A 14,654-nucleotide genomic window follows, 5' to 3' on the forward strand; every position below is an offset into this window, starting at 1 on the left:
CCCGCCTCCGGGTGCCCCCCGCGCCCCCGGGGGCCGCACCGGTGGGCCGGACCGGGCCGACGTCGTGCGGCCCGGTCCCGGTCGGCCGCGGCCCCGGCGCGCCGGGGTCGATCGGCAGCGCGGCGGTGCGGTCGTCGCGTGGCGTGGTCACGGGCCGATTGTCGGACCGGCCGGCCCCGCCCGCACCCCCGGTCGCACGAACGGCGGAACCGCCCCGGCGGCCCCTCAGGCGCACGGGCGGCGGTACTCCAGCGCGCCGACCGCGGCCACGTACTGCTGCCACTCCTCGCGCGTGATGTCGGCCTCCACCAGCTCGCACATCTCCCGCCGGGCGGTGTCGAAGTCGAAGTCCCAGTCGCGGAACGTGCCGTCCGCCCTGGTCGTCGTCACCCGCGTCGAGTTGTCGCCGAACGACACGCCGTAGATCCGGTCGGTGCGCCCGGCGATGCGGCCCTGCTCGACCGGCAGGGTCCGGTCCGCGAGGCTCCACAGCACCACCTTGTCGTCCTTGCCGACGGTGGCCAGCGCCAGGCCGTCGCGGCGGAACCCCAGGGCGCTGATCGCCTCCGGGTGCGCCTTGCGCGACCACAGCTCGCGCGGCGCCCACCGGTTCGTCCGGTCCCACACGCGCACCTTGCCGCTCGGGAAGCCGACCGCGAGCGTGCCCCCGTCCGGGGAGAGCGCGACCGCGGAGATCGCCTCGCCCAGCGGCTGCTGGCCGATCCGCCGGGGCTGGTCGAGGTCGGTCAGGTCCCAGATCCGGATGACGCCCGCGTCGTCGTAGGTGACCACCACCTCGCCGGTGGGGCTGAACGCCATGCCGTCCAGCGGGCGGTCGTGGCCGATCAGGCGCGACCGCTTCACCGGGCGGTCCGGGTCCGACCAGTCCCACACCACCACCTCGTTGATCTCGGAGACGGTGACCACGACCTGCGCGAAGGGGTCCATCGCGAGCCGCACCACGGGGAAGTCGAAGGTGTGCGCGACCACCGGCCCGATCGCGTCGGTGATGTTCCAGACCGCGGCCTCCCGGTTCCGCAGCGTCGTGGCGAACGCCTGCGCCACCGAGTTCTCCGCGGTCGAGGTCACCACCAGGTCGGGCACGTCGCGCGCGGTGATGCTGCGGTACTGGTCGAGGGCCGGCACCGGCACCCGGGCGTTCGGCACCGGCCTGCCGTCCGGGCTCAGGCCCTCGCCGAACGCCGACCGGCTGACCAGGTCGTCCCCGCTCGCCGCCCACGCGCTCAGCACGCCGTCGCGCAGGGCGTCGGTGGGGTTGAGCTGGTGGGCGGCGAGGGCGAGCTGGTCGGCCAGCCGGGGGTTGCTCGCGCGCAGCGACTGCGCCTGGTTGGCGACGTAGTAGGCGGCCGACGAGCGCCAGCCCTCGGCGGACTCGCGCTGCGCCCGGATGGCGTAGAAGACCGCGCTGCCCGCGCACACCAGCAGCACGGCCAGCAGCGCGACGAGCTGCCGCAGCCGCCGGGTGCGGCGGTGGGCGACGTCCCGCTCGCGGTCGCGGGCCTGGGCGCTCTCGGCCAGGAACTCCCGCTCCTGGGCGCTGGTGCGCACGCCGTCGCGCCGCGTCCACTCCAGGGCGGAGTCCAGCCGGGTGCCCCGGTACAGCGCGTCCGGGTCGCGGCCGAGCGACACCCAGGTGGCGGCGGCCTCGGTGAGCCGGCGCATCGTGCGCAGGCCCTCGCGGTCCTCGGCGAGCCAGCCGCGCAGCCGGGGCCAGGAGCGGATCAGCGCCTCGTGCGCGATCTCCACGCAGTCCCGGTCCAGGGTGAGCAGCCGGGCGTGGGCGAGCCGGTCGAGCACGACGTCCAGGTCGGGGTCGGCGTCCAGCTCGGCGCGCGGCAGCCGCCGCTTGGTGTCCTCGGTGCCGTCGCCCAGCGCGGTGAGCCGCAGGAACACCTGCCGGGCCAGCTCGCGCTGCTGGCGCTCCAGAGAGGTGAAGGTGCGCTCGGCGGTCTGCGCGATGGCGTGCTGGATGCCGCCCGCCGCCTCGTACCCGGCCAGCGTCAGCGCCTTGCCGCGCCGGCGGCGCCAGGTCTCCAGCAGCGCGTGCGACATCAGCGGCAGCACGCCCGGCTGGCCGGTCGCGTCCGCGATCAGCCGGGACACCAGCGCGGTCTCCACCGTGCACGACGCCTTCACCGCGGGCCGCATGATGACCTGGCGCAGCTCCTCCGGGCACATCGGCCCGAGCAGCAGCTGGCCGTCGGTGATCGCCGAGACCAGCTCCGGGTGCTGCGCGCAGTGCCCGTAGAAGTCGGCGCGCACGCCCACCACCACCCGGCACGGCGCGGTCAGCAGCGCGTCGACGAACGCGGTCCGCTGGTCGGCGTCCGGGCAGAGGGTGAAGACCTCCTCGAACTGGTCCACGATCAGCAGGTCGACGGACAGGTCGAGCAGCTCGGCGCGAACGCCCAGCTCACCGGGCGTGGTCACGGCGGCGCGACCCCCGACCCGAGGCACCAGCCCGGCGCGCAGCAGCGACGACTTGCCCGCGCCGGAGGCGCCGAACACCGCGACGAACCGGTGGGCGGCGATGCGCTTCTCCAGGTCGTCGAGCAGGTCGTCGCGGCCGAAGAACCACTCGGCGTCCTCGGTGCCGTACGCGGCCAGCCCGACGTAGGGCGGGCAGGTCTCGTCCTGATCGGCCTCGTGGCCGGGCAGCACCTCGGCCGCGACCTGCCGCCAGCGGTCCTCCCACTCGGCCACGTCGCCCTCGCAGGCGCGCACGTAGGCCAGCGTCACGGCGAGCGTGGGCAGCCTGCGCCCGCCCGCCGCGTCGGACAGGGTCGTGGCGGAGTAGTGGGCGCGCGTGCCCATCTGCCGGTAGCTCTGGCCGCCGGCCCGGTCGCGCAGCGACCTGAGGTCCGCGGCGAACCTGAGCAGCGGGCTGTCGCCGACGTCCAACGGGCGCTCTCCACGCGGCACCGGGTCACCCCCCTGAGCAGTCCCCGGCTCCCGTCGTCCGGAGTGCCGTCCAGGCTGTCAGACCGGACCCCCGCGCACCTCCCAATCCCAGGTGCGCATCCGGGTGATGACTTCAGGTGCTTGACCAATCACACACCGCACCGACCAGCCCCAACCCCTCACTCTCACCCCACCCCTCACCTCACCGGTCCGGACCGGAGGACACGCAACACCGAACCGGAGGACACGCAACACCGGACCGGAGGACACGCGCCACCCCCGGCGTGTCCTCCACCCGGACATCGCGTGTCCTCCACTCGGACACCGTGAGTCGTACATTCGGAACAGGTGAGTCGTACGTTCGGGGTCGGTGAGTCGTACGTTCCGGTCAGGTCAGGACCGAGGTGACGTAGGGGTCCGGGTCGGCGAGGATGGCCCGGACCGCGCTGCCCGCCGCGCCCCGGACGGCCGCCTCGGCGCCCAGCGACGAGGCCACGACGCGCACGGGGGACCACTCGGCGCTCACCACGCGCCGGTCCAGTTCGGCGCTCAGGGGGGCGTGCAGCCACGGCTCCAGGCGCGCGTAGGTGCCGCCCAGCACCACCGTGGGCAGGTCCAGGAGGTTGATCGCGCCGGCCAGGGCCACGCCCAGCCAGCGGGCGGCCGAGCGGACCGCCGCGGTCGCGGCCCGGTCGCCGGCGGCCAGCCGGGCCAGCAGGTCGTCGACGCCGGGCACGCCCGCCGCCCGGACGATCTCGTCCTGCCCGGCCAGCCGCTCCAGGCAGCCGCGCGAGCCGCAGCCGCAGCGCGGGCCCCGGGGGTCCACGGACAGGTGCCCGATCTCGCCGCCGAACCCGGACACGCCCTCGAACAGCCCGCCGCCGACCACGATGCCCGCGCCGATGCCGATCTCGCCCGAGATGTGCACGAAGTCCGCCGCCACGTCGCCGTGCCACAGCTCGGCCAGCGCGGCCAGGTTCGCCTCGTTGCCCACCAGCACCGGCACGTCCAGCGCCATCCGCCGGGTCAGCTCGCCCCGGAGGTCCACCTCGCGCCACCCCAGGTTCGGCGCAACCCGCAGCGTGCCGCCCGCGACCTCGACCAGACCGGGCACGGCCACCCCGACGCCGCCGACCGACACGTCCTCGGCCATCGCCGTGCGCACCGCCGAGGCGACCTTGGCCAGCACGCGGGAGGGGGAGGAGGCGCGGTTGTCGCTCGGCCGCACCCACCGCGCCCGCACCCGCCCGGTCAGGTCGACCAGGCACGTGGCCAGGTAGTCGACCCCGATCTCCACGCCCAGCCCGTGCGGCCCGGTGGGCGACAGGTGCAGCGCCGTGCCCCGCCGGCCGGGCCCGGTGCGGGCCTGCGCCTCGCCCTCGGCCACGAGCCCCGCGCCGATCATCCGGTCGACCAGGCTGGACACGGTGGCCTTGGTGAGGCCGGTGCGGGCGGCCACGGCCGCGCGCGACGAGCCGGGCGCCTCCATGATCGCGTCGAGCACCAGGGCGGAGTTGTGCCTGCGCACGGTGTGCTGGCTCGCCGGCCGGGGTCTGGACACCCCTGGATACTATCCGCTCGATGAGATAAGTTTAGGCATCAAACTTATTGGAGGTGCCCTCGTGGTGGACAAGTTCAGCTTCGGCCTGTGGACGGTGGGCTGGCAGGGTCGTGACCCGTTCGGTCACGCCACCCGCCCCGCCCTGGACGCGCCGACGGCGGTGCGCAAGCTCGCCGAACTGGGTGCGTGGGGCATCACGTTCCACGACAACGACCTGATCCCCTTCGACGCCGACGCGGCCGAGCGGGACAAGCGGATCTCCGACTTCCGCGCCGCGCTCGACGAGACCGGCCTGGTGGTGCCGATGGTCACCACCGACCTGTTCCAGCACCCGGTCTTCAAGGACGGCGGCTTCACCAGCAACGACCGGAACGTGCGCCGGTTCGCGCTGCGCAAGGTGCTGCGCAACCTGGAGCTGGCCGCGGAGCTGGGCGCGGAGACCATCGTGCTGTGGGGTGGTCGCGAGGGTTCCGAGGTGGACGCGGCGAAGGACGTCCGCGCCGCCCTCGACCGGTACCGGGAGGCGCTGGACACCATCGCCCAGTACTCCGAGGACCAGGGCTACGGCCTGAAGTTCGCCCTCGAGCCCAAGCCCAACGAGCCGCGCGGCGACATCCTGCTGCCGACGATCGGCCACGCCCTGGCGTTCATCGGCGAGCTGGAGCACCACCGGCTGTTCGGCGTGAACCCCGAGGTCGGCCACGAGCAGATGGCCGGGCTCAACTTCGTGCACGGCATCGCCCAGGCCCTGTGGCAGGGCAAGCTGTTCCACATCGACCTCAACGGCCAGAAGGGCCCGCGCTACGACCAGGACTTCGTGTTCGGCCACGGCGACCTGCTGTCCGCGTTCTTCCTGGTCGACCTGCTGGAGCACGGCGGCTACGAGGGCCCGCGCCACTTCGACTACAAGCCCCTGCGCACCGAGGACCTCGACGGCGTGTGGGCCAGCGCGGCGGCCAACATGAGCACCTACAAGCTCCTGCGCGAGCGGGCGGCGGCGTTCCGCGCCGACCCCGAGGTGCAGGAGGCGCTGAAGACCAGCGGCGTGTACGAGCTGGCCGAGCCGACCCTGTCGGAGGGCGAGTCCATCGCGGACTTCATCAAGGCCGACGACGTGGACGTGACCGCCGCCGCCGAGCGTGGGTACGGGTTCGTGCGCCTGTCGCAGCTGGCGCTGGAGCACGTGCTGGGCGCGCGCTGATGGCGCTCGTCGCGGGCGTCGACTCGTCCACCCAGTCGTGCAAGGTCGTGGTGCGCGACGCGGACTCCGGCGCCTTGGTGCGGGAGGGGCGCGCGGCGCACCCGGCGGGCACCGAAGTGCACCCGGACGCCTGGTGGGACGCCCTCCAGGCGGCCATCGCCCAGGCGGGGGGCCTGGACGACGTGGCGGCGGTGTCGGTCGCGGCGCAGCAGCACGGCATGGTCACGCTGGACTCCTCCGGCGAGGTCGTGCGCCCCGCGCTGCTGTGGAACGACACCCGCTCCGCTGGCTCGGCGGTCGACCTGACCGCCGAGCTGGGCGGGCCGTCGGCGTGGGCCGAGGCGATCGGCAGCGTGCCGGTGGCGTCGCTGACCGTCACCAAGCTGCGGTGGCTGGCGCGGAACGAGCCGGAGTCGGTGGCTCGCACCGCGGCGGTCTGCCTGCCGCACGACTGGCTGACGTGGAAGCTGGCCGGCGGCACCTCGCTGGACGCCCTGACCACCGACCGCAGCGACGCCAGCGGCACGGGCTACTGGTCACCGTCCACTGAGGACTACCGACCGGACCTGCTGGAGCTGGCGCTGGGTCGCGTGCCGCACGTGCCGCGCGTGCTCGGCCCCGCGGAGCTGACCGGCGGCCGCTTCGGCGCGGGCGCGGGCGACAACGCGGGCGCGGGCCTGGGCGTGCAGATGCGCCCCGGCGACGTGGTCGTGTCCATCGGCACGTCCGGCACGGCGTTCGCCCGCTCACCGCACCCGGTGGCGGACGGCACGGGCATCGTCAACGGCTTCGCCGACGCGGAGGGCGGCCACCTGCCGCTCGTCTGCACGCTCAACGCGTCGCGGGTCCTGGACGCCACGGCGGCCGTGCTGGGCGTGGGGCTGGACGCGCTGTCGGACCTCGCCCTCGGGGCGCCGGCGGGCGCGGGCGGCCTGGCCTTCGTCCCCTACCTGGAGGGCGAGCGGACGCCGAACAAGCCGGACTCGACCGGCGCCCTGCACGGCCTGCGGCTGGACAACATGACCCCGGCGCACCTGGCGCGCGCCGCGGTCGAGGGCCTGCTGTGCAGCCTGGCGGACGCCATCGACGCGCTCGTGGCGGTGGGCACGCCCGTGTCCCGGGTGCTGCTCATCGGCGGTGGCGCGCGGTCGGCCGCCGTGCGGCGGCTCGCGCCCGCCGTGTTCGGCTGCCCGGTGCTCGTGCCGGCGCCGAGCGAGTACGTGGCCGACGGCGCCGCCCGGCAGGCGGCGTGGGCGGTGAGCGGTGCGGCCGAACCGCCGCACTGGTCCTCGCTCGAGGCCGAGCTGTTCGAGGCGGACCCGACGCCGCGGGTGCGGGAGCGCTACGCGGAGGCGCGCGAGCTGACCGTCGACCGCTGACCGGTCGACCGCCGACGGGAGGGGTGCTTCCACACCACGTGGAAGCACCCCTTCCGCGCCTCATCGCCGCGTGGCGAGGAATGCGAGCCAGGCCCCCGGTGGGAAGACCAGGGTGCCGCCGGCGGTGTTCTTGCTGTCGCGGACCACCGCCCCGCCCTCCGAGAAGCGCACCTCCACGCAGGAGCTCTGCGGGTCGGCCTGGCTGTAGCTGGCCTTGCGCCACGTCGGTTCGTCCACCGCGCTCACGTCCTTCCCGGTGCGATCAGGACCGGGAGGCCCCCGACAGGAAGCGGAGGAACGGTTCGGCCTCGTGGGCCTTGAGTCCGGCGGCGCGCTGTTCTTCCCACAGGTCGAGGACCCGGGCCACCTGCCTGGGGTCGCTCACGACCTCCCGGTCGTCGTAACTCTCAACGTAGAGGAGGTGGATGGTCGGGTCAGCGTCGTATTGGTAGATCGAGTACTGCGCCTCTTGGCCCCGGTAGTACCCATGGGTGAAGGGGACGAACAGCAGGTCCACGTTCGGCCGCCGGACCGCGGCCAACAGGTGCAGCAGCTGCTCGTTGGCCCACGGCGTGGTGCCCATCCGGGCGAGCGCGGCCTGGTCGATGCTGAACGCGAAGCGCTGGTCGGGGTTGTCGAGCACCCGCTGGCGCTGGAGGCGCAGCGAGGTGTGCCGGGTGACCTCCTCCTCGCTGAGCGCGGGCCGGAACGCGCGGAAGTGGTGGCGGATGTATGCCTCGGTCTGGAGCAGGCCGGGCACGAACATGCTGGCGCGCGAGCAGATCACGGCCGCCGAGCGCTCCATGTCCACGACCTTGCGCAGGGCGTCGCCCTTGAACCGCCAGCGGAAGTCGGTCTTGGGGATGGCGGCGCGGCCGGCCTCGGCGTGGTCGTGGACCCGTCGGCGCTGGTCGTCGTCCGGCCGCAGCACGTCGAACAGCTTCTCCAGGTCGTCCGGTCGCACCCGGATCGCGCCCTGCTCGACGTTGGCGACCTTGGTCTGCGACCAGCCGCACCGCTCGGCCACCTGCTCCTGGGTGAGGCCCGCGGTGGTGCGCAGCAGCTCCAGCTGTCGTCCGGCGACGATCTTGTGGACGAACGGCGGCATCGGTTCACGGCCCGTCACCTGCGGAAACCTCCGGGAATCGGGGTTGTGCGCAACGTTGCGGACAGTAGCAGGGTCGGTGTTCACCCCAACGGACGTATTTCAGCTCTGAATATTCAACAGTTCAGCCGGCCTGTGTCATCGTTTCCACAGTTCCGATCGGCGGCTAGGAGTGGTCCGGGATGGATATGCGCCCATCGCTGCAGGGTCGTCTGCTGGGGGACAAGCTGCGCGGGCTCCGGGAGCGCCGCGGCCTCACCGTGGACGAGCTGGCCGCGCGCGTCGGGCTGCCGCCGCAGCGGATCGTGGAGCTGGAGGGCGGCGGCGAGCGCCGGGTCCGGCAGCGCGACCTGTGGTGCTCCTGGGGCGTCCAGGCCAACACCGTGCTCGACGAGCTGTGCCGGACCGCCGAGCGGATCGACCTGCACGCGCCGCTGGGCGTGGCGCCGGTGTTCCGCGACCTCGACGCCGCCCGCTGCACGGCCTACGTGCTGGCGCACGCGCCCACGGACCGCACCGACGTCACCTTCCGCGTCATCCCGGGCGACGCGGGCGCCTACCCGGGCCTGGAGCAGCCCCTGACGCTGTTCCGGATGGCCGGCGGGCCGCCGGTGGTCTGCTACACCTACGCGCACGCGGTGATGTTCACCGAGGACCCGGAGCACACCGACGCCGCGCACGCCGTCTTCGACCGCCTGCACGAGCTGACCAAGGTCTGACCCGGGGCCGACCGGGGCCTGACCTGGGCCTGACCTGGGCCGGCACGGGACCCGACCGGGGCCGACCGCCGTCCGTGTCGGGCCGCACCCACGCGGGTACCCGGCCGCCATGAGGATCGTGGTCACCGGCGCGACCGGCAACCTGGGTACCGCCCTGCTGCGCAGGCTCGCCGACGAGCCGGACGTCGTCGTCCACGGCACGTCCCGCCGCCCACCGGAGCGGCGGGACGCCTTCCGGGACGTCGAGTGGACCCCGCTCGACCTCAGCCGCGAGGGCGCCGAGGAACCGCTGACCGAGGTGTGCCGGGGCGCGGACGCCGTGGTGCACCTGGCCTGGCGCGTCCAGCCCGGCCACGACGAGCGCGCCCTCTACCGGACCAACGTCGCGGGCAGCGACCGGGTCTTCACCGCGGCCGCCGAGGCGGGTGTGCCGCACCTGGTGCACATGTCGTCCGTCGGCGCGTACTCGCCGGCCGCCAAGGACCACACCGTCGACGAGAGCTGGCCGACCGACGGCGTCTCGACCTCCTACTACAGCAGGCACAAGGCCGCCGTGGAGCACCTGCTCGACCAGGTGGCGCGCGAGCACCCCGACCTGAAGATCAGCCGCGTGAGACCCGGCCTCATCCTCCAGCCCGAGGCCGCCGCCGAGATCAAGCGCTACTTCCTGGGCCCGCTGGTGCCGCACGCCCTGTTCCGGTTCAAGCCGCCCGTGCTGCCGCTGCCGCGCACGATGGTCCTCCAGTTCGCCCACGCCGACGACGTGGCCGACGCCGTCGCCAAGGTCGTGCTCGGCGGGCACGCCGGCGCGTTCAACGTCGTCTCCGACCCGGTCATCACCCCCGAGGTGCTGGCCGGGGTGCTGGGCGCCCGCCACGTGCCGGTGCCGCCCACCGCCCTGCGCGCCGCCGCCCGGGTCAGCTGGCGCCTGCGCCTCCAGCCCACCTCGCCCGGTTGGATCGACCTCGCCCTCACCACGCCGCTGCTGGACGCCTCCAAGGCAAGGGACGAGCTGGGCTGGAAGCCCCGCCACGACGCCCGCGACGCGCTCCGGCAGCTCATCGACGGGCTGGGCCGCAAGGAGGGCCTGAGCCCTAGCCCGCCGCTGCGCCCTTAGAACGGCCCTGGAGGCCCTACGAGGCCGTGCGCGGCCTTACATGGCCTTCGTCCAGCCCATGATCTCGGCCACGATGAAGGCCAGGACCAGCACGGTCAGCACCACCACCAGCACCAGCGTGATCACCGGGCCGCGGCGCGAGGGCATGGGCTGCGGGTGCGACAGGCCGGAGGTCTGACCGGCGTCGGGCGGCGTGTCGCCGGGTGCGACCCCGCCGCCCGGCTCAAGGCCGGGCGTGGGCGCCGGGTCCGGGTCGGGCGGCACCGCGCCGCCGGGGGTGCGGGAGGTGTCCGGGTCGGGCGGTTGGGCAGTCATGCCCTGTGATTACCCGGCACGCACCCGCCTACCCGCTTGAACGCCTACCCGTGTGAACGGCGGCACGTCCGGGTAGTCAGCAGGCATGAGCGGTGTCCAAGACGACTTGTTGCGCACTTTGACCAAGGTGGCCAAGGCCCTGCGCACCGAGGGCATCCCGTTCGCCTTGACGGGCGGGTGCGCGGTGTACGCCAGGGGTGGGCCCGCGACCGAGCACGACGTGGACATCATCGTGCGCGAGGAAGACGCCAAGAACGCGGTGAGCGCGCTGGTCGCGGCGGGGATGCGGGCCGCGACGCCACCCGAGGACTGGCTCCTCAAGGTCTACGACGGGGATTCGCTGGTGGACCTGCTGTTCCGCCCGAACGAGATCCCGGTGACCGAGGAGACCCTGGCCAGGGCGGAGGAGCTGGCCGTCGGCTCGGTGACGCTGCCGGTGATGCCCGCGACCGAGGTGATGATCAGCAAGCTGCTGGTCCTGGACGGGCACCGCTGCGACTTCAGCCAGCTCCTGCCGTTCGCCCGCGCGCTGCGCGAGCAGATCGACTGGGACAAGGTCCGCGAGGCGACGAAGCACTCGCCGTACGCGGAGGCGTTCCTGGTGCTGGTGGAGCGCCTGGACCTCCTGCACCCGACGACGTTGACCAGGAGCGCGTGATGAACGCAGAGCCCGAGCAATACCTGTCCGCCAGGCTGCGCCGAGCCCTCGCCGAGGACCCGCGCACGACCGAGCAGGGCGTGCGCGTGACCGTGCGCGGTGACAACGTGCTGCTGTCCGGCAGCGTGGCCAGCGACGAGCGCCGCGACGCGCTGAAGGCCGTCATCCACGACGTCGCGCCGGAGCTGACCGTGCTGGACGACGTGAAGGTGGTGCCGGTGGGCGCGCCGGCCGGCCGGGAGGAGATCCGATGATCCGCATCGCCGCGGTGGGGGACGTGCACCTGGGCGAGGACGCGCGCGGGCGGATGCGGCCCGCGTTGGAGCAGCTCGGCGAGTGCGCCGACGTGCTGCTGCTGGCCGGCGACCTGACCAGGCACGGCACGGTGTCCGAGGCGCGGGTCGTGGCCGACGAGTTCGCCGGCCTGCCGGTCCCGGTGGTCGCGGTGCTCGGCAACCACGACTACCACGACGACCAGCCCGCCGAGGTCACGCGGGTGCTGCGCGACGCCGGGCTGCACGTGCTGGAGGGCGAGGCGGTCACGTTCCAGGTGAACGGGCACTCGCTGGGCGTGGCCGGCGTCAAGGGCTTCGGCGGCGGGTTCGCGGGCAAGTGCGGCAGCATGTTCGGCGAACCCGAGATGAAGGCGTTCATCCGGCACACCATCGGCATCGCGGACTCGCTGCGGGCGGCGCTGGAGGGCCTGGACACCGACGTGAAGGTGGCGCTGACCCACTACGCGCCGATCCCGGACACGCTGCGTGGCGAGCCGCCGGAGATCTACCCCTTCCTCGGCGCCTACCAGCTGGGCGAGGCGATCGACGCGACCGGCGTGGACCTCGCGCTGCACGGGCACGCGCACTTCGGCACCGAGCACGGGCTCACCCCCGGCGGCGTGCGGGTGCGCAACGTGGCGCAGCCGGTCCTCCGGCAGGCGTACACCGTGTACTGCGTGGAACCCGCTGTGGTGGAGGTGTAGTCGTGGAGGAGACGAGGACGCACGGCCCGGCCGTGGTGTGGGCGGGACCGGACGACGCGCCGGTCGTGGTGGTGCTCGACCCGGCGGGCGTGGGCCTGCACGGCGACCTGCCCGCGTCGTGGCGGCCGCTGGCCGAGCACCTGCGGGTGATGTGGTGCCGGCTGCCCGCGTCGGACGGGTCGTGGCGCGAGGTGGACGAGGCGCTGTCCGGGTTCGCGGCCCGCGGTGAGCGGGTGCACCTGGTGGCGGGCGCGGGCGCGGGCTCCGAGGTCGGCGACCTGATCCGGCGCCACGAGGGGGTCGTCGGCTCGGCGCAGACGTTCGCCGCGCCGGTGCCGCTGGGGCACCCGGAGGTGGTGCTGGAGGTCGTGCGGGAGCTGCTGGACCACGACGTGACGCCGGAGGCGGCGGAGGAGCCGGCCAGGCCCGGGACCACGTCGCTGGTCGGTGACGCGGCCTCGGCGCTGCGGCAGTCGCTGACCCGGCTGTTCGACCGGTTGAAGGACGGCTGACCCCGGGCGCGACCGACGACCTGGGCGGAAGGGCCGGGAACCCGAGGGTTCCCGGCCCTTCGCCGTGGGGGGCACCTGGCCGCTGGGGTCGCCCGGCCCGTGGGGGTGTCCGGCGCGCGGCCCTGCGCGGTGTCCGGTTCGCGGCACGATCCCTTGCCCCGCACCGGTTCCCGGTCCCAACCCCGGTTCCCCGGCCCGCCTCGGTTCCCGTCGCGCCCGGGGTTCCGCCGGACCACCCGGGCACGACGGAGCCCCGCGAACCGTGGTCCGCGGGGCTCCCGTCGTTCGGTGCTCGTTCAGTTGTCGTCGACCGGTGGCCTGGGGTGCGGGATGGAGGAACCGGTCACCCGGTTCCCCCGCCGCGGTCCGGGCACCGCCCGCGCGCTCATCGCAGCGGGTCGCCCGGCCTGCCGGCGTCGGGCAGGTCGTGACGGGTCTCGCCCGCCTGCGGCGGGCGCTGCACGTCGCCGCGCCAGCCGCCCTCCTCCACGCCGCGGTCCTCGATGAACTCCTTGAAGCGCTTCAGGTCGGCGTTCACGCGGTGCTCGACCACGCCCAGCGCGGAGCCCGCCTTCTCGGTCAGCGTCTGCGGGTCGTACTGCATCTGCACGTGGACCCGCGTGGTGCGGTCGTCGATGCGGTGGAAGGTCACCACACCACCCTGCGGCGGACCGTCGACCGTGTGCCAGGCGACGCGCTCGTCGGGGTGCTGCTCGGTGATCTCGGCGTCGAACTCCCTGGTCACGCCACCGATCTTGGTCACCCAGTGGGTCCGGGTGGGAGTGACCTGGGTGATGCGCTCGACGCCCTCCATGAACCGCGGGAACGACTCGAACTGCGTCCACTGGTTGTACGCGGTCGTGACAGGGACCGCGACGTCCACCGACTTCTCGATCGTCGTCACTGCTTGCAACCTCTCCTCGGGGAATCGAGTTCACCTCTGGAGTACCCCTCGCGCCGCGCCCCACACATCTCCACTCCCGGGTGACTGTGAGTAGCGCTTCCCCGTTTCGCGTTTGCTTCGGGTTCGCCCGGCTAAGTCTCCTCTGTGGACCACTACCCCGACGCCGTCCTGTTCGACCGCGACGGCACGCTCATCAGGGACGTGCCCTACAACGGCGACCCCGACCAGGTCGAGCCGATGCCGGGCGCGCGGGAGGTCCTGCGCGCGCTGCGGGCGCACGGCGTGCGCACGGGCGTGGTGACCAACCAGTCCGGCATCGGGCGCGGGCTGCTCACGCGCGAGCAGGTGGACGCGGTCAACGCCCGCGTCGAGGACCTGCTCGGCCGGTTCGGGACCTGGCAGGTCTGCCCGCACTCCCCGGACGACGGCTGCGGCTGCCGCAAGCCCTCGCCCCGCATGGTCCTCGACGCCTGCGCGCGGCTGGGCGCCCGTCCCGAGCGCACCTACTTCGTCGGCGACATCGAGGCCGACGTCAAGGCCGGCCTGGCCGCGGGCGTCACGCCGATCCTGGTGCCCACCCCCGTCACCCTCCCGGACGAGGTCGACCGCGCGCCCCACGCGGCGCCCGACCTCCTGACCGCCCTGGCGATGGTCCTATGAGGACGATCGTGGCCAGGCTCGACAGCGACGGCGACGTGCTGCTCGCCGGTCCCGCGGTGCGCGCCGCCGCCCACGCCGGCGAGGTGGTGCTGCTGTGCGGCCACGCCGGCGCGCAGGCCGCCGACCTGCTGCCCGGGGTGAGCCGGGTCGTGCGCTGGGACTGCCCGTGGATCGCCAACCCCGCGCCGGCGGTCCGCACCCCCGACGTCGAGGGCTTGGTGGCGCTGCTCAAGGGGATCCGCGCCGACGTGGCCCTGATCCTCACGTCGTTCCACCAGAGCGCGCTGCCCCTCGCCCTCGTGCTGCGGCTCGCCGGCGTGCCGAAGGTCGTCGCCCGCTCCACGGACTACCCCGGTTCGCTGCTGGACGTCCGGTTGCGCGAGGACCCCGACGTCCCGGAGGCCGAACGCGCGCTGGAGGTCGCCCGCGCCGCCGGGTTCGAGCTGCCGCCGGGCGACGACGGCCGGCTCGCGGTGAAGCCGCCGCCGGAACCCGCCGAGGTCGGCCCGTACGTGGTGGTGCACCCCGGCGCCTCGGTGCCCGCCCGCGCCTGGTCGCCCGACCGGTGCGCGCAGGCGGTGGCCGCGCTCGCCGAGGCCGGGCACCGGGTGCTGGTCACCGG

General features: G+C 74.0%; 16 protein-coding genes. 10 read left to right on the plus strand and 6 right to left on the minus strand.

Going from position 1 to position 14,654, the window contains the following annotated elements; genetic code table 11:
* Positions 1 to 225: 225 nt before the first annotated feature.
* Together ACFV4N_RS29385 and ACFV4N_RS29390 are read right to left on the minus strand one after the other, a co-directional pair.
* Complete coding sequence (locus tag ACFV4N_RS29385; RefSeq protein ID WP_499675860.1) at positions 226 to 2,943, minus strand: nSTAND1 domain-containing NTPase; 2,718 nt, start codon at positions 2,941 to 2,943, stop codon at positions 226 to 228.
* Positions 2,944 to 3,310: 367 nt separating this feature from the next.
* Positions 3,311 to 4,483, minus strand: coding sequence for an ROK family transcriptional regulator (locus ACFV4N_RS29390; protein WP_499675861.1), 1,173 nt, complete (start codon positions 4,481 to 4,483; stop codon positions 3,311 to 3,313).
* Between the two features lie 64 nt (positions 4,484 to 4,547).
* On the opposite strand from ACFV4N_RS29390, the gene xylA reads away from it, so the two are divergent.
* Both xylA and ACFV4N_RS29400 read left to right on the plus strand, forming a co-directional pair.
* Entirely contained in the window at positions 4,548 to 5,684 is a 1,137-nt protein-coding gene (gene xylA / locus ACFV4N_RS29395) for a xylose isomerase (RefSeq protein WP_499675875.1), read from the plus strand.
* Positions 5,684 to 7,063 carry a xylulokinase gene (locus ACFV4N_RS29400; protein WP_499675862.1) on the plus strand — a complete coding sequence of 460 codons (1,380 nt, stop codon included), beginning with the start codon at positions 5,684 to 5,686 and terminating at the stop codon, positions 7,061 to 7,063. The genes xylA and ACFV4N_RS29400 overlap by 1 nt, the downstream gene beginning before the upstream one ends.
* Before the next feature lie 60 nt (positions 7,064 to 7,123).
* Here ACFV4N_RS29400 and ACFV4N_RS29405 read toward each other — a convergent pair whose 3' ends face one another.
* Positions 7,124 to 7,300: a DUF397 domain-containing protein gene (locus ACFV4N_RS29405; protein ID WP_499675863.1), complete on the minus strand. Its 177-nt coding sequence runs from the start codon at positions 7,298 to 7,300 to the stop codon at positions 7,124 to 7,126.
* Between the two features lie 25 nt (positions 7,301 to 7,325).
* Positions 7,326 to 8,189 carry a helix-turn-helix domain-containing protein gene (locus ACFV4N_RS29410; protein WP_499675864.1) on the minus strand — a complete coding sequence of 288 codons (864 nt, stop codon included), beginning with the start codon at positions 8,187 to 8,189 and terminating at the stop codon, positions 7,326 to 7,328.
* 167 nt (positions 8,190 to 8,356) lie between these two features.
* Here ACFV4N_RS29410 and ACFV4N_RS29415 point away from each other — a divergent pair, with 167 nt between their 5' ends.
* Positions 8,357 to 8,887 (plus strand): Scr1 family TA system antitoxin-like transcriptional regulator, encoded by a 531-nt coding sequence (locus tag ACFV4N_RS29415; protein ID WP_499675865.1) that lies wholly within the window; start codon positions 8,357 to 8,359, stop codon positions 8,885 to 8,887.
* A 109-nt stretch (positions 8,888 to 8,996) separates the two neighbouring features.
* Positions 8,997 to 10,004, plus strand: a complete 1,008-nt coding sequence (locus ACFV4N_RS29420) for an NAD-dependent epimerase/dehydratase family protein (protein ID WP_499675866.1) — start codon at positions 8,997 to 8,999, stop codon at positions 10,002 to 10,004.
* 36 nt (positions 10,005 to 10,040) lie between these two features.
* Here the strand turns inward: ACFV4N_RS29420 and ACFV4N_RS29425 are convergent, their stop codons facing one another.
* Complete coding sequence (locus tag ACFV4N_RS29425; protein ID WP_499675867.1) at positions 10,041 to 10,319, minus strand: DUF6480 family protein; 279 nt, start codon at positions 10,317 to 10,319, stop codon at positions 10,041 to 10,043.
* Between the two features lie 85 nt (positions 10,320 to 10,404).
* Between ACFV4N_RS29425 and ACFV4N_RS29430 the strand changes: the two genes are divergently transcribed.
* From ACFV4N_RS29430 to ACFV4N_RS29445, 4 genes are read left to right on the plus strand one after another with little or no spacing between them, the layout of a single operon-like run.
* Entirely contained in the window at positions 10,405 to 10,977 is a 573-nt protein-coding gene (locus ACFV4N_RS29430; RefSeq protein ID WP_499675868.1) for a nucleotidyltransferase family protein, read from the plus strand.
* Positions 10,977 to 11,231 (plus strand): BON domain-containing protein, encoded by a 255-nt coding sequence (locus ACFV4N_RS29435; RefSeq protein WP_499675869.1) that lies wholly within the window; start codon positions 10,977 to 10,979, stop codon positions 11,229 to 11,231. Before ACFV4N_RS29430 ends, ACFV4N_RS29435 begins: the two co-directional genes overlap by 1 nt.
* Positions 11,228 to 11,956, plus strand: a complete 729-nt coding sequence (locus tag ACFV4N_RS29440; RefSeq protein WP_499675870.1) for a metallophosphoesterase family protein — start codon at positions 11,228 to 11,230, stop codon at positions 11,954 to 11,956. The genes ACFV4N_RS29435 and ACFV4N_RS29440 overlap by 4 nt, the downstream gene beginning before the upstream one ends.
* A 2-nt stretch (positions 11,957 to 11,958) precedes the next feature.
* Positions 11,959 to 12,468, plus strand: coding sequence for a hypothetical protein (locus ACFV4N_RS29445; protein WP_499675871.1), 510 nt, complete (start codon positions 11,959 to 11,961; stop codon positions 12,466 to 12,468).
* A gap of 385 nt (positions 12,469 to 12,853) precedes the next feature.
* On the opposite strand, the gene ACFV4N_RS29450 is transcribed toward ACFV4N_RS29445, so the two are convergent.
* Positions 12,854 to 13,372, minus strand: a complete 519-nt coding sequence (locus ACFV4N_RS29450) for an SRPBCC family protein (protein WP_499675872.1) — start codon at positions 13,370 to 13,372, stop codon at positions 12,854 to 12,856.
* A 144-nt stretch (positions 13,373 to 13,516) separates the two neighbouring features.
* Between ACFV4N_RS29450 and ACFV4N_RS29455 the strand changes: the two genes are divergently transcribed.
* Positions 13,517 to 14,032, plus strand: a complete 516-nt coding sequence (locus tag ACFV4N_RS29455; protein ID WP_499675873.1) for a D-glycero-alpha-D-manno-heptose-1,7-bisphosphate 7-phosphatase — start codon at positions 13,517 to 13,519, stop codon at positions 14,030 to 14,032.
* Positions 14,029 to 14,654, plus strand: a 626-nt coding sequence (locus tag ACFV4N_RS29460; protein ID WP_499675874.1) for a glycosyltransferase family 9 protein, incomplete at its 3' end; no start/stop codon positions are given. The genes ACFV4N_RS29455 and ACFV4N_RS29460, both read left to right, overlap by 4 nt.

The organism is Actinosynnema sp. NPDC059797, from assembly GCF_042732085.1.
Classification (GTDB): domain Bacteria; phylum Actinomycetota; class Actinomycetes; order Mycobacteriales; family Pseudonocardiaceae; genus Actinosynnema.